Here is a 20,490-nt window from a genome sequence, read left to right on the forward strand (position 1 = left end):
CCCGTCTGGAGCCGCACATGGAAACGAGCAGACGCACCGTCCTGGCATCCGCCGCCGCCGTCGGCCTCACCGCCGCCGTCGCCGGCACCTCGTACGCGTCACCGGGTTTTGGCGGTACGCCCACCAAGGAGCTCTTCGGCAAGCTGGCCGACGGCACCAAGGTCTACCGCTGGTCCCTGGCCAACGGCGGCACCCGCATGAAGGTGCTCTCGTACGGCGGCATCGTGCAGTCCCTGGAACTCCCGGACCGCCGCGGCCGGTACACCAACGTGTCCCTCGGCTACGACACCATCGAGGCGTACGTCGCCGGGACCACCTTCTTCGGCGCGCTCATCGGCCGCTACGGCAACCGCATCGCCAAGGGCCGCTTCACCCTGGACGGCAAGACCCACCAGCTCTCGGTGAACGACGGCGAGAACAGCCTCCACGGCGGGGCCAAGGGCTTCGACACGCGGGTGTGGGACGTCGAGCCGTTCAAGGACTCCTCCGGCGTCGGCCTGCGCATGCACTACACGAGCGTCGACGGCGAGATGGGCTACCCCGGAACGCTGCGGGTCACCGTGACGTACACGCTCGACGCGCGCGGCGACTGGCGCATCGACTACGCGGCGACCACGGACAAGGCGACCGTGGTGAACCTGACGAACCACACGTACTACAACCTCGCGGGCGAGGGCAGCGGCGACGTCATGGGACATGAACTGGCCCTGGCCGCCTCCCGGTTCACGTCCACCGACGCCGGACTCATCCCGACGGGCGAGCTGGCGAAGGTGGCGGGCACGCCCTTCGACTTCCGGCGCGCGAAGAAGGTCGGCGAGGACATCCGCGTCGCCCACCCGCAGCTGGTGACCGCCAAGGGCTTCGACCACAACTGGGTCCTGGACAAGGGCATCACCAAGCGCCCCGAGCACTTCGCGACGCTGCGGGACCCGGAGTCGGGGCGCACCCTGAAGATCGCCACGACCGAGCCGGGCGTGCAGTTCTACTCCGGGAACTTCCTGGACGGCACCCTCACCGGGCCCTCGGGGCGCACCTACCGGCAGGGTGACGGCATGTGCCTGGAGACCCAGCACTTCCCGGACTCCCCCAACCAGCCGAAGTTCCCCTCGACGGTGCTGCGCCCCGGCCAGACCTACCGGTCGAGCACGGTGCACGGCTTCTCGGCACGCTGAGCCGGAACGGCGATGCGGCACGGCCGGTCGGGCCGTGCCGCATCGCCGTGTCCGCTACTTGTAGCTGATGTCCGCGGACGTGAACCTGCAGTACTTGCCGTCGGGGCCCGTGCCCGTCTTGGGCGGTTCGGCGCCGGTGTTGTTGCCGGTGAAGCGGTCGCAGGTGGCGATCTTCTTGCCGCTGTCGCCGTGGATGCGGATGTTGCGCAGGGCGGCCGTGTCACCGTAGTTGGTGTTGATGCCGACGATCGACTTGCCGGGAGCGGTGATGTCGACGTCGTTCACGATGATGTTCCGCTGGTACTGCTTGGAGCAGTTGCCGCAGGCCCGCACCAGCTTGCCGAAGTCGGAGACCTGGAACTTGGTGACGACCAGCTTGCCCGCGCCGTTGAACTGGAAGACCTTGTCGTCGGCCTTCTTCGCGCCACCGCCGTAGACGGTGTACGTCGAGCCTGCCGACGTCCCCTTGAAGGTCGCGGCGTCCTCGCCGACGTCCTCCCACCACACGTTCTGCAGGGTGCAGCTGCCCGAGCAGTGGACGCCGTCCGCGGCCGGGGAGCCGAGGATGACGTTCTTGAGGCTCGCGCCGTCCTTCAGCTTGAAGATGGGGTCCTGGCCCTCGTCCTGGCCGTCGCCGCCCAGGTCCCCGGTGCCGTAGTGGCGCTTGAGACCGCCGTCGTAGGTGCCGGAGACCTCGATGGTCTTGGACGTCGGCTTCTGGCCCTTGGCCTCGGGCCATGATGTCGCCGCCCCCGCCGTCGACATCATGGTGGTGGTGAGGAGGGCGGCGCCGGTCATGCCGAGCGCGGCGATGCCGCCGACGACGGCACGGCGCTTGGTGAGACCTCGGCGATGACGGACGCGCTTGTTCGCTCGTGGGGTCATGTTCCCGGTTCATTCCTTCGGTGAGGGTCGGCTTACACGTCCTTGTCGCCGCCGCCCGCCGAAGGGTTGCCGCCCAGGTCCGGCCAGTTCGCCGCCGTCCGCACCGTGAAGGGGCGTGTGCTCCCCTCCACGGTGACCTCGACCTCCGCGCCGTCCCGTGCGGCGCGGAAGACGGCCGCGGGCCGGCCCGCCAGGTCCGGCACGGTGATCTGCGTGCCGTCCGCCTCCGGGGTGAGAAGGAGGGTGAGGTCCTGGAGCCAGTCGCCGTCCGCGCGCTGGGTGTCGGCGCCCAGCGGGAGCAGCGCGCCGGGACGCACATACAGGGGGAGGCTGTCGAAGCCGTGGGTCTCGCGGCGCCAGCCCGGGCCCTGGACCGTCTCGCCGGTCAGGAGGTGGGTCCAGGTGCCTTCGGGCACGTAGAACTCGACGTCCCCCTCGGCGGTGAAGACCGGGGCGACCAGGAGGTCGGGGCCGAGCATGTACTGGCGGTCCAGGGTGCGGCACGCGGGGTCGGCCGGGAACTCCAGGAGCATGGGGCGCATGACGGGGACGCCCGTGCGGTGGGCCTCGACGGCGGCCGCGTACAGGTAGGGCATGAGGCGGTGCTTGAGCCGCGTGAACTTCCGGGCCACCTCGACGGCCTCGTCACCGAAGGCCCACGGCACCCGGTAGGAGACGTTGCCGTGCAGCCGGCTGTGCGAGGAGAGCAGGCCGAAGGCGAGCCAGCGTTTGAAGACCGCCGGGTCCGGGGTGCCCTCGAAGCCGCCGATGTCGTGGCTCCAGAAACCGAAGCCGGACAGCGAGAGGGAGAGGCCGCCGCGCAGCGACTCGGCCATGGCGCCCAGCGAGGCGAAGCAGTCGCCGCCCCAGTGGACGGGGAACTGCTGGCCGCCAGCCGTCGCGGAGCGGGCGAAGAGGACGGCTTCCCCGGGGCCGCGTTCCTTCTCCAGGAGTTCGAAGACCGTGCTGTTGTAGAGCTGCGCGTAGTAGTTGTGCATGCGGGCGGGGTCCGAGCCGTCGTGCCAGACGACGTCGGTGGGGACGCGTTCGCCGAAGTCCGTCTTGAAGCAGTCGACGCCCTGGTCGAGGAGGGTGCGCAGGTGGCCCGAGTACCACTCGCGGGCGGCCGGGTTCGTGAAGTCCACCAGGGCCATGCCCGGCTGCCAGAGGTCCCACTGCCAGATGTCGCCGTTCGGCCGTCTCACGAGGTAGCCCCGGTCGGCGGCCTCGGCGAAGAGCGCTGACCTCTGTGCGATGTACGGGTTGATCCACACGCTGATCTTCAGGCCCCGCTCGCGGAGCCTGCGCAGCATGCCCTCGGGGTCGGGGAAGACCTCGGGGTCCCAGCGGAAGTCGGTCCACTGGTACTCGCGCATCCAGAAGCAGTCGAAGTGGAAGACGCCGAGGGGGATGTCGCGCTCGGCCATGCCGTCGACGAAGGCGGTGACGGTCTCCTCGTCGTAGGGCGTGCAGAAGGAGGTCGTCAGCCACAGTCCGAACGACCAGGCGGGCGGCAGCGCGGGGCGGCCGGTGAGCGCGGTGTAGCGGCGCAGGACGTCCTTCGGGGTGGGTCCGGCGATGACGAAGTACTCGATCGACTGGTCCTCGACGCTGAACTGGACCTGCCCGACGGACTCGGAGCCGATCTCGTACGAGACCTTGCCGGGGTGGTTGACGAAGACTCCGTAGCCGCGCGAGGAGAGGTGGAAGGGGATGTTCTTGTAGGCCTGCTCGCTGCTGGTGCCGCCGTCGGCCTGCCAGATGTCGACGTTCTGGCCGTTCTTGACGTACGGGGTGAAGCGTTCACCGAGGCCGTAGATGTACTCCCCTACGCCCAGGGCGAGTTGGCCGATCATGTGGTGGCTGCCGTCCGGCGCGGTGGCGAAGCCGGTGCCCCTGCGCTCGACGGCCGTCAGCGGCTGCCGGTCGGCGTCGAGGAATTCGAGGCCCCAGGGCTTGTCGCTGTCGAGGCGTACGGTGAGCGGTCCGCTGGTGAGTTCGGTGACCGTGCCCTCGCGTTTCACGAGGCCCGCGCCCTCGGCGGCGTTCAGGCCGAACTCCGGGCCGTGCGCGGCCTTTCCCGCGTGGTGCGTCGCCCGTACGCCGATCACGCCCTCGGCGGGCGAGAAGCACTCGACGGTGACGAGCGGCGTGTTGAGGGTGTCGCCGCGCTCGCGGACCCGGTGGACGGCGGCGTACGCGGTGAACCGCCCCTCGCCTTCGCGTACTTCGCGGACCTCGGTGGCGTACGAGGCGCGCACCCCGTCCCGCATCAGCCAGAAGCCGTCGGTGAACTTCATGCGGTCTCCCTCGGCCGGGCGGTGGTGGCGGTGAAGGCGAGCCGGGCGAGCCGCAGGGGGCCGCGCAGCCGCACGCGCAGATCGCGCACTCCGGAGACGGTGAAGCCGGAGGTGAGCGTGGCGTAGTCGTAGATGCCGCCGGTCGGTGGGACGGTGACGGTGGTGGCGGTGCTGCCCGAGATGAGGTCGACGGCCCCGGACCCCGCGGCCTCGACCGACACACCGCTCACTTCCTCGCCGAAGTCGCAGGCTCGGAAAAGGAGTTCGCCCGTCGCGTCGTCCAGTGGACGTACGGCGTCGCCCGACGTCCTGGCGCGGTCGACGATCTCGGTGCCGTGCTGTTCGTCGTAGCCGGTCGCCGCGAGGGCCGCTCGCCGCACCGGCCTCGCGGCGATCGGGTCACCGTCGACGTCCACGGTGGCGGTGAGCCGGATGTCGGCGCTTGAGGCCCCGGCGAGAATCTCGTACGCGCCGGGAGCCAGGGCCCAGCGGTCGTGCCGCACGTCCCAGAACCCCAGGTCGGGCAGCGGCAGTTGGAACTCCAGACGGCAGGAGGCACCGGCCGCGAGGTGGACGCGGCGGTGTGCGGCGAGCTGCCGGTGCGGCAGGGCGAAGAGCGAGGCGGCCTCTTGGGGCGCCCGGGTGTAGAGCTGGGCCACCTCGTCCGCGGCGCGGGGCCCGGTGTTGGTGACGGTGAACGCGACGTGCAGCGAGGGCCCTTCGCGCTCGGCGACCAGGTCCTCGTACGCGAAGGAGGAGTAACCCAGGCCGTGCCCGAAGGGGTAGAGCGGGGCTCCGTCGAAGTAGAGGTAGGTCTGGCGGGAGCCGATGATGTCGTAGTCGAGCAGGTCCGGCAGGTCGGAGTCGGAGGCGTACCAGGTCTGCGGGAGGCGTCCGGCCGGGGACACGTCGCCCGCGAGCACCCGGGCGAGCGCGGTGCCCGCGGCCTGTCCGCCGTGCGCGGTCCACAGCAGTGCGGGCAGTTCGGCCTGGGCGTCGGTGACCGCGTACGGGTAGGCGGAGACCAGGGCGAGCGCGGTGCGCGGGTTGGCGGCGCGGGCCGCGCGCCACAGGCGGTCCTGGTGGGGCGGCAGGGCGAGCGTGGTGCGGTCCTCGATCTCGCGGCCGTTGATGTGGGGGTCGTTCCCGGCGACGACGATCACCGTGTCGGCCTGCGCGGCGGCACGGGCCACGGCGTCCTCGCCGCGTTCCAGGATCTCGACGGTGAAGAGCTCGGGCTCGTCGGCAACCTTCACGCCGTCGGCGGCGACAGAGACGTACCCACCCGTCCCTGTGTGCGCGATGAGGTACCCGTCACCGTGGCCGACCAGCGCGAACGTCTCCTGTACGACCCAGCCGCCCGGCCGGTCCGCCGAGGCGCGCACGAAGCCGTCGTCGGCGACCGAGAGGTAGCGGCCGTCGGGGGCGCGCAGTGTCCACGCGCCGCCTCCCCAGTCGACGAGTGCGAACTCGGTGGGCTCGGGGCCGCAGGTCAGCGGCGGCAGGTCGGTGCGGCCCGCGAGCAGTGCCGGATCCAGGGCGATCTCGGCGGCGGCGGTCCGCTCGTCCTCCGCGTGGTGCGGCACGTGGAGCCAGCCGGCCGCGCACTTCAGGCGCACCCGGTCGACGCCTTCGGTGAAGGTGACCCTGTCCGCGCCTTGGGCGCCGAACCGTTCGCGCAGTCCGTCGAGGGGGGTGCTGCGGTGGATCAGGGTGCCGCTGTACCAGTCGGTCTTGCACTCGTCGGCGAGGAGTCCGACGACCGCGATCCGGGTCCCTTCGTCCAGCGGGAGCAGCCCGTCGTTCTTCAGCAGGACGACGGCCTGCTCGGCCGCTTCCCGGGCGAGCGCGCGGTGTCCTGGGGTGTCGAAGGCATGCGTCGCCGGGTCCGCGTACGGCCCCTGCCCGGGGTCGAACTCGCCGAGCCGGAAGCGGACGGACAACTGACGGCGCACCGCCGTGTCGATGCCCTCCTGGCTCAACAGGCCCTGTTCCAGAGCCCTTTGTATGCGCCCGGTGATGATGCTCGCGTCGGTTCCGTGGTCGGTGAAGCTGTCCACGCCCGCGACGAGGGCCGCCGCGGTGGCCTCCTCGTGGGTGTCGAAGTACTTCTCGGAGTCCACGAGGTTGCTGGGGGCGCCCGCGTCGGAGCAGACGAGAAGATCCTGGTCGGTCCAGGTGCGCAACTGCTCGCGGAGGTACGGCGAGAGGTGGTTGGGGCGGCCGTTGACCAGGTTGTACGCGGGCATCACCCCCGCCACGGAACCCGCCTCGACGGCGGTCCGGAAGGCCCGCAGGTCGTACTCGTGCAGGACACGCGGGCGCACGGAGGCGGACGAAGTGTCCCTGTGCGTCTCGTTGTTGTGGGCCAGCCAGTGCTTGAGCACCGGGGCGGTGCGCCAATGGTGCGGATGGTCGCCGCGCAGGCCCCGGGTGTAGGCGACGGCGATCGCGGAGGTGAGCCGGGGGTCCTCCGAGTAGCCCTCCTCGTTCCTGCCCCACAGCGGGTGGCGCAGGAGGTTCACGGTGGGCGCCCAGACGTTGAGGCCGACGCGGTCGTCCCGTGCGCGCATGGCGCGCGCCTCGGTGGCGACGGCCTCGCCGACGCGGCGGACGAGCCCGTCGTTCCAGGTGGCGCCGAGCCCGACGGCCTGCGGGAAGACGGTGGCGGGGCCCATCCAGGCGACGCCGTGCAGGGCCTCCTGTCCGGTGCGGAACGGGGCGATGCCCAGTCTCTCGACGCCGGGCGTGAACTGGTGCAGGAGTGCGACGCGTTCGTCGGTGGTCAGCCGGGACAGCAGGTCGTCCACGCGCTGGTCCAGGGGCAGTTCGGGGTCACGGAAAGGCGGCGGGCTTGCGGTCACGTGCGGGTCCCCTTGGCGAGCGGTGGGCACGGCGGAAGTGGCTCGTGGGCATTCTTCGGCTTGTTCTTCGAAGCGCTTCGATGCTCGGCGCAGCTCCAGCCGATGTCAAGGCGGCATTCGCGCAACACCTCTTGTTACAGCCCATGCCTTCACTTAACCTCGCAGCAATATCGAAGCGCTTCGAAAGCCGACCGGCGGTGACCGCCGTGTGTCCGGGCACGCGCCACGAAGGGTTGACGCAATGACGCCGAACTCCCTCTCCGACAGCTCTCGTTCGAGCCGGAGATCTTTCCTCGCCTCCTCGGGCCTCGCCGCGATCGCGGTGGCCGGCGGAGCGCCTCTGCTCGCGGCCTGCGGAGGCAGCGGGTCGAACAACGAGGGCACCACGACGGGGAAGAAGCTCAAGGACCTGCTCCCCGCGTACACCGCGTCGGAGCTCGTCAGCCCGGACATCCCCGCCAAGAACGGCTCGGCCGCGGGCTTCACCAAGGCCCTGCCCGCGGCAGAGCTGAAGACGTCGGTGCCGCAGAAGCTGGGCAAGGGCGGTGAGTTCACCGTCATGGCGCCGATCTGGGGGAACGTGCCCAAGCAGGGCAACCCCTACTGGACGGCGATGGACAAGGCCGCCGGTGTCCGCGTCAAGTGGCAGAACCAGCAGGGCGACACGTACGGCCAGAAGCTGGGCGCCGTCCTCGCCTCCAGCGGTGTCCCGGACGCCGTGGTCGTGCCCGGCTGGGAACTGACCGGCAAGATACCCAGCGCCGTCGCCAACAAGTTCCTCGACCTCGGGCCGTACTTGAGCGGCGACAAGGTCAAGGAGTACCCGAACCTCGCGGCGATCCCGAGCGGCGCCTGGCAGCGCTCCATCTTCGGCGGCAAGCTGCGCGGTCTGCCGATGCCCGCCGCGACCACCCCGAACATCGCACCCTTCTACCGCACCGACCTCTTCGAGAAGGAGGGGCTCGAAGCTCCCACCAGCGCCCAGGAGTTCTACGACCTGTGCAAGCAGCTCAACGCCCCCAAGAGCAAGGTGTGGGCGTGCGGTGACATGAGCTGGGCGGCCTGGAACATCTTCGGGGTGCTGCCCGAGAAGCCGTACTACTGGAAGCGCGTCGGCGGCAAGCTGGTCAACCGCTACGAGACCGACGAGTACCTGGAAGCCCTGGAGTGGTCGCGCAAGCTCTACTCGGCGGGCTTCGTCCACCCCGACGCGAAGGCCGAGACCGGCAGCATCGGCGACCTGTGCGCGGCGGGCAAGGTCTGGATGTACTGCCAGGACCTCTCCGACTGGTACGGCAAGGCGGCCGTGCAGCGCGTGGACAACAAGAAGTTCCGCATGGAGGCGTTCGACTACTTCGCCCCCGACGGCGGCGCGCCCACGCTGTACGCGCGCCCGCCGGCCGACATCTGGACGTTCATCAGCGAGAAGGCCGACGAGAAGACCGTCCGCGACATCCTCGCCCTCGCCAACTTCACGGCCGCGCCCTACGGCTCCAAGGAGCAGCGCCTTCGCATGTACGGCGTCGAGGGTGTCCACCACACGTACAAGGACGGCGTCCTCACCAAGAACGGCAAGGGCAACAACGAGGTCTTCTCGACGTACGAGTACCTGGCGTCGCCCGCGCCCTTCGTCGCCTACCCCGATCTGCCGGACGTCACCGAGGGCATGGTCGGGTGGCAGCAGCGTCAGGGCGCGCACATGAAGAAGCCGCTCTTCCACGGCATGATGATCATCGAGCCGACCCGGTACACCGAGCTGAACGCCGAGTTCGAGGACCTGGAGAAGGACATCGTGCGGGGCCGCAAGAAGGTCTCCGACATGCAGCAGGCGGCTTCGGACTGGAAGTCGGGCGGCGGCGACAAGCTGCGCGACTGGTACAAGAAGCTGCTCGATGAGACCGGGGCGACCGGCGACTCGGCGTCCTGACATGGCGCAGAGCACCGCTCACGCGCGCGAGAGCACCACCGGGCGGGCACCTGCCGAGCCCGCCGGGGCCGCGCCCCCCGTCAAGAAGAAGACACCTGCCCGTGCCCCGCTGCGGCACCGGTTGCGCCGCGACCGCGTACTGCTCCTGATGGTGCTGCCCGCACTGCTGCTCCTGTTCGTCTTCAACTACGTGCCGCTGATCGGCAACGTCGTCGCCTTCCAGGACTACGACCCCTACATCGCCGACAACGCGTTCCAGGCGATGACGCAGAGCCCCTGGATCGGCGTCGAGCACTTCCGGCACATGGTCGAGGACCGGCTGTTCTGGCAGGCGGTCAGGAACACCCTGGCGATCTTCGCGATCCAGCTGACGCTGTTCTTCCCGCTGCCGATCGCGCTCGCGCTGTTCATCAACAGCTTCGTGCGCCCCCGGGTGCGGGCGGTCGCGCAGGCGATCCTCTATCTGCCGCACTTCTTCTCCTGGGTCCTGGTCATCACGGTCTTCCAGCAGATGTTCGGCGGGGCGGGCCTGGTCGCGCAGGTCCTGCGGGACCACGGGCACGAGGGCTTCGACCTGATGACCGACCCGGGCCTGTTCAAGTTCCTGGTCACCTTCGAGATGGTCTGGAAGGACGCGGGCTGGGGCGTCATCGTCTTCCTCGCCGCGCTCGCCGCCGTCAGCCCGGACCTGTACGAGGCCTCGGCGATGGACGGCGCGAACCGCTGGCGGCGCATGTGGCACATCCAGCTGCCCGCCCTGCGACCGGTGGTGGCCCTGCTCCTGGTGCTCCAGGTCGGCAACGCGCTCACGGTCGGCTTCGAGCAGATCCTGCTCCAGCGCACCGCCGTGGGCCCCACGGCCTCCGAGGTCCTCGACACCTATGTGTGGAACACCGGCCTGGACAACGGCAACTTCGGCTACGGCGCCGCCATCGGCATCGTCAAGGGCGTCTTCGGCCTCCTGATGGTGCTCGGCGCCAACAAGGCCGCCCACCTCATGGGCGAGCAGGGGGTGTACAAGCGGTGAGCGTGCTCGACTTCGGCATCAAACCCGGCAGCAGGACCGGTCTGCGTCCGGTGTGGGAGGAGCCCCCGACGCGGGCCGGCCTCGCCACCAAGGGCGTGACACTGACCCTGGTCTGTCTGGCGGTCCTCTTCCCGGTGTGGGTGGTGGTCGTCACCAGTCTCTCCTCGGTCAAGACGATCACCGAGACCGGCGGCCTGGTGGTGATCCCCCGGGGCGTCACCTTCGTCCACTACCAGGAGCTGCTCGGCGGCGGCCAGGTGTCGCGGGCCACGCTGGTCAGCGTGGGCGTCACCGTCGTCGGCACGCTCTTCAGCATGGTGGTGTCCGTCCTGTGCGCGTACGGTCTGTCGCGCCCGGGATCGGTCCTGCACCGCCCGATCCTGCTGCTCATCGTCGCCACGATGTTCTTCGGCGCCGGGCTCATCCCCACCTACCTGGTGGTGCAGGGCCTCGGACTCACGGACACCTACCTGTCGCTGATCCTGCCGAGCGCCGTGAACGTCTTCAACATCCTCGTCCTTCGCGCGTTCTTCATGGGCACGGCGCAGGAGCTGATCGAGAGCGCCCGCATCGACGGAGCCGGTGACCTGCGCATCCTGTGGCGGATCGTCATGCCCCTGTCCCGCGCGGTCATCGCGGTCATCACCCTCTTCTACGCGGTGGGCTACTGGAGCGCCTGGTTCAACGCGTCGATCTACCTCAGCGACCCGGACATGATGCCGCTGCAGAACGTCATGCAGCAGCTGGTGATCAAGCAGCAGAAGCCGACGGGGCTCACCCAGGCGATCAACACGGGACATCTGTCGCCGCTCGCCATCCAGATGGCCGTGATGGTCCTCGCGCTGCTGCCGGTCGCCGTGCTCTCCCCGTTCGTGCAGCGGCATTTCAAGCAGGGCATGCTCACCGGCGCAGTGAAGGGCTGACCCCGACCGATGCCTTCCCTCGACGACACCACCCGTGGCCGGATCCTGTTCGGCGGCGACTACAACCCCGAGCAGTGGCCCGAGGAGGTCTGGTTCGACGACGTACGCCTGATGCGCGAGGCCTCGGTCAATTCCGTCACCCTCGGGGTCTTCTCCTGGGCGAGACTCGAACCACGCCCGGGTGCACGGGAGTTCGGCTGGCTCGACCGGCTGATGGACCTGCTGCACCACCACGGCATCGGGGTCGTCCTCGCCACACCGACCTCCGCTCCCCCGCCCTGGCTGGGCCGACTGCACCCCGAGACGCTGCCACGGGACGAGAACGGGCAGGTGGAGTGGTGGGGATCGCGCCAGCACTTCGCGCACTCCAGCGCCGTCTACCGCAGCTACGCCGCCGCGATCACCGAGGACCTGGCGGCACGGTACGCACACCACCCCGCGCTCACGATGTGGCACATCAACAACGAGTACTGCACCTACGACTGGGGCGACGAGGCGGCGGTCGCGTTCCGCCGCTGGCTCCGGGCGAAGTACCCCTCGATCGACGCGCTCAACTCGGCCTGGGGAAGCGCCTTCTGGGGCCAGGGCTATGACAGCTGGGCGGAGATCCTGCCGCCCCGCCGCGCCCACTACCTGAAGAATCCCGCCCAGGTGCTCGACTTCAAGCGCTTCACGTCCAATGCCCTCCTCGAATGCTTCCGCGCCGAGCGGGACATCGTCACCGCGCACACCCCGCACCTGCCGGTCACCACGAACTTCATGCCGATGTGGGCGGGGCAGGACGCGTGGATGTGGGCCGCGCAGGAGGACGTCGTCTCCGTCGACATCTACCCGGACCCCAGAGATCCGCTCGGCGCCCAACAAGGCGCACTGGTACAGGACATGACGCGTTCGCAGGCACGCGGTGGCCCGTGGATGCTGATGGAGCAGGCCGCGGGTCCGGTCAACTGGCGTGGCGTGAACCACCCCAAGCCGCGCGGCCTGAACCGCCTCTGGTCCTGGCAGGCGGTGGCACGCGGCGCGGACGCCGTCTGCTACTTCCAGTGGCGCCAGTCCCGGCAGGGCGCGGAGAAGTTCCACTCCGGGATGCTGAGCCACGCGGGCGAGCACGGCCGCACCTTCCAGGAGGTCAAGGAGCTGGGTGCCGAGCTGGCCCTGGTGGGTCCCGAGGTGGCGGGCAGCCGCGTCACCGCAGAGGTCGCCGTCCTGCACGACTGGGACTCCTGGTGGGCGAGCGGACAGGAGGGCCGCCCCTCTTCCCTGGTCGATCACGCGCAGGTGCTCGGCGCCTGGCACCGTGCACTGTGGGAGGCGGACACCCCCGTCGACTTCGCCCACCCCGAGCACGATCTGACCCCGTACCGCCTGGTCGCCGTGCCGCACCTCTATCTCCTCACCGACGCCGCGATCGACAACCTCCTGACGTACGTGCGCGTCGGCGGCACTCTCGTCTGCGGTTTCCTCACCGGCGTCGCCGACGCGGACGACCGGGTGCGGCCGGGCGGGATGGATGCCCGGCTCCGCGCGCTGTTCGGCATCCGCACCGTGCACGAATGGTGGCCGCTGGAGGCCGGGGAGAGCGTGGACTGCGGGGAGTTCACCGGCACGCTCTGGTCGGAGGAGCTGGAGGCCGACGACAGCGCGAAGACGCTCGCCGCCTACCGGGGCGGCGAACTCGACGGGCTGCCCGCACTGCTGCGCCGCGACCGCGCCTGGTACCTGTCCACGCTCCCCGAGCCCGAGGCCCTTCGCGACCTGCTCGCGCGCGTGGCCGCCGAAGCAGGCGTACGGCCCCCGCTCGCAGGCCTCCCCCGCGCGGTGGAGGCCGTACGCCGCGGCGATCTCCTGTTCCTCCTGCACCACGGCCGCGAGCAGGTGACCGTGCCCCTGCCCGGCCGGCACCTCGATCTGCTGACCGGCCGCGCGGCCGAGGGTGCGATCACCCTGGGCCGCCACGGTGTGGCCGTCCTGCGCCCCACCGCACAAGACGACCGCGGGCCCGCCCCGGACCCGTGGTGCTCCCCCCACCCTGGAGACGACACATGACACGACACCCCCGCCGCACGCTGACCCGCCTGCTGCTCGCCCCCGCCCTGGCGGCGGGCGCGGCACTCGGCCTCGCCTCCGCGCCCGCCCAGGCCGCCGTCTGGAGCTCCTGCGACCAGTGGGGCAACACGAGCCTGAACGGCTACACCCTCTACAACAACATCTGGGGCTCGGGCGCGGGCAGCCAGTGCATATCGGCGGATTCGGGCACGAAGTGGAGCGTGCGCGCCGACCACCCCGACACCGGCGGCATCAAGTCGTACCCGAACTCCAAGAAGGTCATCGGCAAGCCCGTCGACTCGCTGTCCTCGCTGAAGAGCTCGTACAACGTCAAGGTCCCGTCGGCGGGCGACTACAACTCCTCGTACGACATCTGGGACACCGACTACGACTACGAGATAATGCTCTGGGTCAACTACAACGGGAACGTCGGACCCCTCGGCACCGCCCAGGGCACGGTGAGCCTGGGCGGTCACACCTGGGCGGTCTACAAGGGCACCAACGGCGCCAACGAGGTGTTCTCCTTCCTGCGCACCTCCGACTCCTCGTCCGGGACCGTCGACATCCTCCCGATCCTCAAGTGGATCAAGAACACCAAGGGCTGGATGGGCAACGAGACCATCGGCGACGTGCAGTTCGGCTACGAGATCAGCGGCTCGGCCGGCGGTCTCGACTTCACCACCAACTCCCTGACCGTGTCCGGCGGTTAGCCGGGGAGCTCGTCGCCGACCAGGGCGAGGTTCTGGATGGCGGCGAGCCCGAACAGCGCGGTCTCGTTGGTGTTGATCCGCAGGTTCTCGTAGCCGGGCTCCAGGACCGCAGGGCCCTCCAGGTCCGTCCTGGCCCAGCTCATCGCCTTCGTGTAGCCGTCGCTGTCGTGGAACTTCTGCCAGGCGCGTGCCGCGAGCTGCTCGTCCTTCAGCCGAGCAGCGGCGTACGCGTCCTGGCGGGAGTGCCCCTGGAAGAGCAGCAGGCTGCCGAAGTCCTTGCCGTAGCGCTCCTTCTGCTCGGCCTTGGTGGCGTTGAAGTAGCGGCAGTAGTCGAGCCATGCCTCCTTGAACTTCGGCTGGTCGACGAGGTCGATGAGTTCGGCGCACATCTCGACCAGGCCGAACATCGCGGAGAGGTGCGAGACGTTCACGGCGGGCTCGGCGGCCACCGCGAACTTCCCGGTGTCCAGGTCGTAGAGGCCGCTGCCCTGGACGAAGCCGTTGGGCTGGGCCGCGATGGTCTCCATGGTGGAGCGCAGACGGGCCTCGGCCTTGTCCGCCTTGGGGCCGCCGCGTTCCCACTCGGTGAGCCAGGCCGCGGCGAGGCCGCTCCAGTCGGTGCCGAAGCCGATGGACAGGGCGTTGCGGTCGGGTTCGTACGGTTCGGTGCGGATCTTGCGCAGGGGGTCGAGGACGAGGAACGTCTCGTCGGAGTCGACCAGGGCGTGCATCAGGTCGCCGACCCGCTCGTCGGCGGTGAGGAAGTAGTAGGGGCGGCGGTAGACGGCGGTGGAGATCCGCTGCTGCTTCGCGCTGTCCGCGAAGTGCTGCACGCCGTGCCGGGTGCCCAGGCCCGCCCACTTGCCCAGGTGATAGGAGTCGACCTCGCCGGTGTGCCGGGTCATGGCCTCGGCGAAACGGAAGATGTCGGAGCGGCCCGAGCGCAGGTAGGCGTACCAGAGCCAGAGATCGGGCGAGAGCTCGGAGTTGTCCCAGGCGTAGCCCCCGACGTCGTACCGCCACTGGTGACGGTCCTCGTCGTAGGTGTGCATGATGTCGCCGTAGTCCCAGAAGCCGTACCAGCGGCGCTGATCGGCCTGGTCCTTGTAGTACGTGAAGAGGAAGTCGAGGTGGTCCTCGATCGTCGCCTTCGCGGGCGAGGAGCGGTCGACGGGCGAGAAGAGACCGCCGAAGACGCCCGCCTTCGTCACGTGCTCGGGAACGGCGGCCAGCTGGGGCGGGGTGCGGACGGCGGCGGCCTGGTCGACGAGGGTGGCCGCCGAAGGGGTGGCCGCGTTCGCCCAGAACATGAGCTCGCTGGTGCGGGCGATTCCGTACGGGGTGCCGAAGCCAGGTTCGTAGTCCTCGTAGGTGATGTTGAGGCCCTCGATCTGCTCGGGGTAGGTGTCCTGGCCCAGGCCGTCGTGGTACGTGCGCAGGTCCATCGGCTGGGCCTCGGGCGACCAGAGCCAGAGGGTGACCTCGGCCTCGTCGCCGGCGGCGCCCCGGATGTCGAGCTGGGCGGGATGCTTCTCCCAGAAGTCGCGCAGGCCGAAGGAGAACCCGCCGCCGACCCCGCCGACGTACCCGAATCCACTCGCCCGGCCACCGCCCCCGGCCGTGATCCAGGTGTGCCCCGGCTTGGTCCGCTTGCGCAGGGTGAAGCCGTCGGCGGAGAGCTGGGCGAGGGTGTAGTCGCCCCAGGTGGGGATGTACTGCAGGCGGGTGGTGACCCGCTGGTCCCAGGTCGCCGGGTCCGGCAGCTTCTCGCCCTTGACCTGGGCGGTGCGGATCGCGGCGCCCGGGTCGCGGCGCAGTCCCGTGATCCCCTTGACCGCCTCGGTCAGGAACCCCTTGCCCTCACCCGCGATACGGATGTGCCGGTCGTACGCCGCGTCGCGCATCGGCACGCTGAAGCGGACGCCGAGGCCGCGGATGAAGTCCTTCTCCGCGTCACCGTCGTAGGTGATGGTGTGCACCATGCGGAACGAGTCGGCGCCCGCGTAGAAGTACAGCCGCACGCTGAATGGCAGCCAACTGCGGCTGCCCTTGCGGTGCTTGCCGTCGATGCGGACCACGGCGCGTACGGGACCGTCCTGCTCGGCCTTGGCCCCGCTGATCTCGCCGTCGAAGCGGTCCCACTTGGCGTTGCCGTGGTCACCGTCGTCGAGGTCGCCCTGCCGGAGGAGGACGAGCCGCCCGTCGGTGGCGATCTTCACGCCGTCGCGGGTGACGGACTCGACGAGCTTCTCGCCGTCCTTGGCGATGACGGCCTTGATGACGCCCGTGTCGACGGTGATCGCCCGGCGGGTCTCGGTGACCTTGACCTCCTGGTCCGGTGCGGCGGGAGACCCCGCCCTGAGGGTGAACTTCTCGGTGCCCGCCGCCGCGGGGCCCACCGCGTGCGCGCTCCACTTGAGCGAGCCGTCGGGCCAGTGGGCGGTCTCCCAGGTCTGTACGGGGACGTCCTTGCCGTCGGCGGTGGCGAGGGCGAACGGCTGCCCGGCGGGGTGGGCGCCCTCGGGCCACGGGACGCCGAAGGTGGAGCCCGGCGCGGCACCGAGCCCGCCCTTCTCCAGCCAGCCGATGCCGACGGGCCCATCGTCCGCCGCCGCACGGGGTGCCGCCTCGGCGTCGCCACGGCCGAGCACCCAGCTGAACTGCGCGGCGGCACCGGCCACGGCCGCGGCCTTGAGGAGGGACCTGCGGGGGATCGGAGACATGGTGGTCCTTTCTGGGTGCACGATTTACGTGGGCATGACAGATCAGTGCAGGGGTGGCGCGGGCGGAGTCGGCTTCGGGAGGCGTGCGTCAGGCCGCCGGCGCGCCACGCCGTTCGACGGCCAGGGCAGCCGCGGCGACCATCCCCAACGCGGGGGCGGCGAGCGGCAGGGCGAACCACGCGGACGCCACGACCACGGCGAATCCGCACACGATCACCAACGAACCGGCGGGATCGCGCAGCGTACGGCGCACCGCCCCGGTCAGGAGTGCCCGCCACGAAGCCCCGGGCCCCCAGTTCGCGGCCGCCCGCAACCCCGCGACGACCAGGACGAACAGAGCGACGACCCCGACCGCGCCGACGAACGTGCCACCGGGCAGCCCCGCCCGTACGAACGCGATGTCGGCGAGGAGCAGGGCAAGCGCCGCCCAGCCGGCGAGACCCACCAGCCAGCCGCGCCGGGCCGCCGCACGCAGATCCGCGGTGAACTCCCGCCACCCGGAGGGCTCGTGGGCCAGATGCCGGTTCAGGTGGCGGCAGCCCGCCGCGAAGGCGGCGGGGAGCGTGACCAGGGGGAGGGCGGCGAGTGCGATCCACACCCCGGTCAGCAGGCATTCGGCGAAGGCGCCGAAGCGGTCCATGAAGACGGACCTTCTGATGGATGTCCCGCTCACGCGGCCTCAGCCCTTCAGACCCGACGTGGCCATGCCGTCGATCAGATAGCGCTGAAAGGCCAGGAAGAACGCGAGGACGGGCAGCAGTGCGACGAGGGACATGGCGATCATGCCGCCGTAGTTGGCCAGGCCCTCCTGGTCGACGAACATCTTCAGGCCGAGCGAGACCGTGTACTTCGAGGGGTCGTTGAGATAGATCAGCGGCCCCATGAAGTCGTTCCAGGAGTTGATGAAGGTGAAGATCGCGCTGGTGATGAGCGCGGGCCTGCACAGCGGAAGCACGATCGACCAGTAGATCCGCAGGTGCCCGCAGCCGTCGAGCCGTGCCGCCTCGTCCAGTTCCTTGGGCAGGTTGCGCATGAACTGCACCATCAGGAAGACGAAGAAGGCGTCGACCGCCAGATACTTGCCGAGCAGGAGCGGCGTGTAGGTGTTGATCAGGCCCATCTTCTGGAAGAGGACGTACTGCGGGATCAGGAGCACGTGGTACGGAAGGAGCAGGGTGCCGATCATCAGGGCGAAGAGCAGGTTGCGGCCCGCGAACTTGATCCGCGCGAAGGCGTACGCCGCCAGGGAGCAGGAGAACAGCACTCCCGCCACCGAACCCAGCGCCAGGAAAAGCGAGTTGGAGAAGAAGGTGGAGATGGAGATGTCGGCGATCCCGTCGGCAAGACCGGCGTAGTTCGCGACGACGGGGTCGGTCGGGAACAGGACGAGGCTGCCGACGATCTCGTCGTTCGGCTTGAACGAACCGCCGAGCGCCCAGATCACCGGGTAGAGGACCACGGCGAGAACGGCCAGGGACCCGATGTGCCAGGCGAGCGACCCGGCCGAACGCCGTCGGCGGCCGGACTGTGCGTGCGGTGCGGGCTGGGTGTGCGGTGCGGGCTGTGTGTGCGACGCGGTCATCGGGCGCCCTCCTCGTAGTGCACCCAGCGCTTCTGGGACCAGAACAGGACCGCCGTCACGAGCGCCACCGCGAGCAGCAGCATCCAGGCCATGGCCGACGCGAGGCCCATCCGGCTGTTCTCGAAGCCCTGGACGTAGAGATAGCAGGTGTAGACGAGCGAACCGTCCGCCGGACCACAGGCGTTGCCGCCCGCCCCGCCGCCGACGATGTACGCCGAGGCGAAGATCTGGAAGGAGTGGATGGTCTCCAGGAGGACGTTGAAGAAGAGGACCGGGGAGATCATCGGCAGTGTGATGTTCCAGAACCGCCGCCAGGTGCCCGCGCCGTCCACCTCCGCCGCCTCGTACAGCTCGCGCGGCACCTGTTTCAGGCCGGCCAGGAAGATGACCATCGGCGCGCCGAACTGCCAGACGGTGAGGGCCACCAGGCTGTAGATGATCCACTGCGGGTCACCGGTCCAGCCGCCGACGTCCATGCCGAGGATCGCCCGCTGCGTACGGTCGACGATGGCGTCGTCGGAGAAGATCGCCTTCCAGACGACGGCGATCGAGACGCTGGCTCCGATCAGGGACGGCGCGTAGAACGCGGCCCGGTAGAAGGCCTGTCCGCGCCGCTTCTGGTTGAGCAGCAGCGCCACGCCGAGGGCGGCCGCCAGCTTGAGCGGGGTGCCGACGACGACGTACAAGAGCGTCACCTCCACCGACTTGCGCCAGCGCGGGTCGCCGAACATCTCGGTGAAGTTGTCGAGGCCGATCCACTTGGGGGCGTCGAACAGGTTGTAGTCGGTGAATGCGAAGTAGAGCGAGGCGACCATGGGCCCGGCCGTGAGCAGCAGGAAACCCGCGAGCCACGGCGACATGAAGAGGAACCCGGCGATGTTCTCGCCCCGCCGTCGCCGCCGGGCTGCCTCGGGGAGGCGTCGGCTGCCCGGCGGCGAGGGCTTCTCGGGGGCGGGCGCGGCCACCGAGGCCTGGAGGGACGCCATCGTGCCGCCCATCAGGAACCGAGCGCGGTCTTGCACTCGGTGAAGAACTGCTTCACCGCTTCGTCCACCGACCGCTCCCCCAGGGCCAGTTCCTCCGCGATGCGAAGGAACGCCGCCTCGCAGACGTCCGCGCCCGCCGGGTGCGGTGTGATGGTCCCCAGGACACCGGAGTCGACCAGCTGCTCCTCGTAGGCGGCGATCTCCTTGTTGACCGAGGCGATCGCCTTGTCCTGCTCCTCGGCGGGCTTGTACGCCTCGTACTGCGCGGTCGTGGTGGGCACCCCGCGGTCGTAGCCCATGATCTTGGCGACCTCGGGGTCGTGCACCATGAAGTCGATGAACTGCGCGACTTCCTTTGGGTGTTGCGTGCGCTTGGAGCCGCTGAGCATCAGCGAGCCGAGGTACTGGCCCGTCTTCTTGCCGTCGGTGGTCGGCAGCGGGGCCAGGCCGTACTCGCTCTTGCCCTCGGCGCTGTAGCGGACGGTGAAGTTGTCCCAGGTGAACTCGGACGCGGCGATCTCGGCGGCCACGGCCGACTTGGGCTTGATCTGGGCGACCTTCTTCGGGTCGGCGTAGATGCCCGACTTCACCCCGGCGTACCCCTTGGTCCACCACTCCTTGAGGTCGGCCTCGTCGAAGCCCAGGCCGTTCTCGGTGAAGAAGGCCTTGCCCTGCTGGCGCAGGTAGGGGTCGTAGAGGTACATGACGCCGTAGAGTCCGCTGTCGCCCGCCCTGCCCTGCTTGTGGATCTTCTCCATCGCGGTGTGGAAGTCGTCCCAGGTCCAGCCCATCTCCGGGGTGACACCGGCCTTCTCGAAGACCGGTTTGTCGATCACCAGGGCCATGGAGTTGCTGCCGACGGGGACGCCGAGCAGCTTGCCGTCGACCTCGCCGAACTTCTCCAGGCCCGCGCGGAATCCGTCCAGGCGCAGGTTGCCCGCCTTGGCCTGGGCGTTCAGGTCGAGCAGCACGTTGCGCTTGTCGTACTTGCGCAGGAAGCCGATCGCGTTCTGGAAGACGTCGGGCGGATTCCCGCCGGACGCCTGGGTGTTGAACTTCTTCCAGAAGTCGAGGTAGGGCTGGAAGTCCGTCTTCACCTTGATCTTCGGGTGCTTCTTCTCGAAGAGCTCGATGGTGCGGTTGATCCGCTTGGCGCGGTCGTCGGAGCCCCACCACGCGTACCGGATGGTGACGGTCCCGTCCCCGGAGCCGCTTCCGCCGCCGCAGCCCGCCGCGGTCAGTCCGATGGCCGCCAAGGAGCCACCGGCCAGCTTCAACAGGCCGCGCCTGTCAACTTCCCCATTCGTCGGCACAGTTCGTCCTCCGCTACGCGATTGAATCGTTT

At 69.6% G+C, this 20,490-nt stretch carries 14 protein-coding genes; 6 read left to right on the forward strand and 8 right to left on the reverse strand.

Annotated features, from left to right (window positions below; all coding sequences use genetic code 11):
- The first annotated feature begins 17 nt into the window (after positions 1–17).
- Positions 18–1,172, forward strand: coding sequence for an aldose epimerase family protein (locus AB0I66_RS05340; RefSeq protein WP_363206335.1), 1,155 nt, complete (start codon positions 18–20; stop codon positions 1,170–1,172).
- A gap of 54 nt (positions 1,173–1,226) precedes the next feature.
- Here AB0I66_RS05340 and AB0I66_RS05345 read toward each other — a convergent pair whose 3' ends face one another.
- From AB0I66_RS05345 to AB0I66_RS05355, 3 genes are read right to left on the reverse strand one after another with little or no spacing between them, the layout of a single operon-like run.
- The gene (locus tag AB0I66_RS05345) at positions 1,227–2,057 is read right to left on the reverse strand and encodes a pectate lyase (protein ID WP_363206336.1); all 831 of its coding nucleotides are present in this window, start codon (positions 2,055–2,057) and stop codon (positions 1,227–1,229) included.
- Positions 2,058–2,089: 32 nt separating this feature from the next.
- Positions 2,090–4,357 (reverse strand): alpha-xylosidase, encoded by a 2,268-nt coding sequence (gene yicI, locus AB0I66_RS05350; RefSeq protein WP_363206337.1) that lies wholly within the window; start codon positions 4,355–4,357, stop codon positions 2,090–2,092.
- Positions 4,354–7,221 (reverse strand): glycoside hydrolase family 3 C-terminal domain-containing protein, encoded by a 2,868-nt coding sequence (locus AB0I66_RS05355; RefSeq protein WP_363206338.1) that lies wholly within the window; start codon positions 7,219–7,221, stop codon positions 4,354–4,356. Before AB0I66_RS05355 ends, yicI begins: the two co-directional genes overlap by 4 nt.
- 241 nt (positions 7,222–7,462) lie before the next feature.
- On the opposite strand from AB0I66_RS05355, the gene AB0I66_RS05360 reads away from it, so the two are divergent.
- From AB0I66_RS05360 to AB0I66_RS05380, 5 genes are read left to right on the forward strand one after another with little or no spacing between them, the layout of a single operon-like run.
- Positions 7,463–9,148, forward strand: a complete 1,686-nt coding sequence (locus tag AB0I66_RS05360; RefSeq protein ID WP_363206339.1) for an extracellular solute-binding protein — start codon at positions 7,463–7,465, stop codon at positions 9,146–9,148.
- Position 9,149: 1 nt separating this feature from the next.
- Positions 9,150–10,175 (forward strand): ABC transporter permease subunit, encoded by a 1,026-nt coding sequence (locus AB0I66_RS05365; RefSeq protein ID WP_363206340.1) that lies wholly within the window; start codon positions 9,150–9,152, stop codon positions 10,173–10,175.
- Entirely contained in the window at positions 10,172–11,098 is a 927-nt protein-coding gene (locus AB0I66_RS05370; protein ID WP_363206341.1) for a carbohydrate ABC transporter permease, read from the forward strand. The genes AB0I66_RS05365 and AB0I66_RS05370 overlap by 4 nt, the downstream gene beginning before the upstream one ends.
- Positions 11,099–11,107: 9 nt before the next feature.
- Positions 11,108–13,144 carry a beta-galactosidase gene (locus AB0I66_RS05375; RefSeq protein WP_363206342.1) on the forward strand — a complete coding sequence of 679 codons (2,037 nt, stop codon included), beginning with the start codon at positions 11,108–11,110 and terminating at the stop codon, positions 13,142–13,144.
- Complete coding sequence (locus tag AB0I66_RS05380) at positions 13,141–13,854, forward strand: hypothetical protein (protein WP_363206343.1); 714 nt, start codon at positions 13,141–13,143, stop codon at positions 13,852–13,854. The genes AB0I66_RS05375 and AB0I66_RS05380 overlap by 4 nt, the downstream gene beginning before the upstream one ends.
- Here the strand turns inward: AB0I66_RS05380 and AB0I66_RS05385 are convergent.
- The 5 genes from AB0I66_RS05385 to AB0I66_RS05405 form a co-directional block, all read right to left on the reverse strand.
- Entirely contained in the window at positions 13,851–16,577 is a 2,727-nt protein-coding gene (locus AB0I66_RS05385) for a Tat pathway signal sequence domain protein (protein ID WP_363206344.1), read from the reverse strand. The genes AB0I66_RS05380 and AB0I66_RS05385 overlap by 4 nt on opposite strands.
- An 88-nt stretch (positions 16,578–16,665) precedes the next feature.
- On the reverse strand, positions 16,666–17,217 hold the full coding sequence (locus AB0I66_RS05390; protein WP_363206693.1) for a hypothetical protein: 552 nt from the start codon (positions 17,215–17,217) through the stop codon (positions 16,666–16,668).
- 39 nt (positions 17,218–17,256) lie between these two features.
- Complete coding sequence (locus AB0I66_RS05395; RefSeq protein WP_363206345.1) at positions 17,257–18,159, reverse strand: carbohydrate ABC transporter permease; 903 nt, start codon at positions 18,157–18,159, stop codon at positions 17,257–17,259.
- The gene (locus tag AB0I66_RS05400; protein WP_363206346.1) at positions 18,156–19,181 is read right to left on the reverse strand and encodes a sugar ABC transporter permease; all 1,026 of its coding nucleotides are present in this window, start codon (positions 19,179–19,181) and stop codon (positions 18,156–18,158) included. The genes AB0I66_RS05395 and AB0I66_RS05400 overlap by 4 nt, the downstream gene beginning before the upstream one ends.
- Positions 19,157–20,458, reverse strand: a complete 1,302-nt coding sequence (locus AB0I66_RS05405; protein WP_363206347.1) for an extracellular solute-binding protein — start codon at positions 20,456–20,458, stop codon at positions 19,157–19,159. Before AB0I66_RS05405 ends, AB0I66_RS05400 begins: the two co-directional genes overlap by 25 nt.
- Between the last annotated feature and the right edge of the window lie 32 nt (positions 20,459–20,490).

The sequence above is a fragment of the Streptomyces sp. NPDC050439 genome (genome assembly GCF_040655335.1).
GTDB lineage: Bacteria > Actinomycetota > Actinomycetes > Streptomycetales > Streptomycetaceae > Streptomyces.

Bases quoted from the DNA above. Each gene is read 5' to 3' on its own strand.
- AB0I66_RS05340 (WP_363206335.1), top strand. From the start codon at position 18: ATGGAAACGAGCAGACGCACCGTCCTGGCATCCGCCGCCGCCGTCGGC.
- AB0I66_RS05345 (WP_363206336.1), bottom strand. From the start codon at position 2,057: ATGACCCCACGAGCGAACAAGCGCGTCCGTCATCGCCGAGGTCTCACC.
- yicI (WP_363206337.1), bottom strand. From the start codon at position 4,357: ATGAAGTTCACCGACGGCTTCTGGCTGATGCGGGACGGGGTGCGCGCC.
- AB0I66_RS05360 (WP_363206339.1), top strand. From the start codon at position 7,463: ATGACGCCGAACTCCCTCTCCGACAGCTCTCGTTCGAGCCGGAGATCT.
- AB0I66_RS05365 (WP_363206340.1), top strand. From the start codon at position 9,150: ATGGCGCAGAGCACCGCTCACGCGCGCGAGAGCACCACCGGGCGGGCA.
- AB0I66_RS05375 (WP_363206342.1), top strand. From the start codon at position 11,108: ATGCCTTCCCTCGACGACACCACCCGTGGCCGGATCCTGTTCGGCGGC.
- AB0I66_RS05380 (WP_363206343.1), top strand. From the start codon at position 13,141: ATGACACGACACCCCCGCCGCACGCTGACCCGCCTGCTGCTCGCCCCC.
- AB0I66_RS05385 (WP_363206344.1), bottom strand. From the start codon at position 16,577: ATGTCTCCGATCCCCCGCAGGTCCCTCCTCAAGGCCGCGGCCGTGGCC.
- AB0I66_RS05390 (WP_363206693.1), bottom strand. From the start codon at position 17,217: ATGGACCGCTTCGGCGCCTTCGCCGAATGCCTGCTGACCGGGGTGTGG.
- AB0I66_RS05395 (WP_363206345.1), bottom strand. From the start codon at position 18,159: ATGACCGCGTCGCACACACAGCCCGCACCGCACACCCAGCCCGCACCG.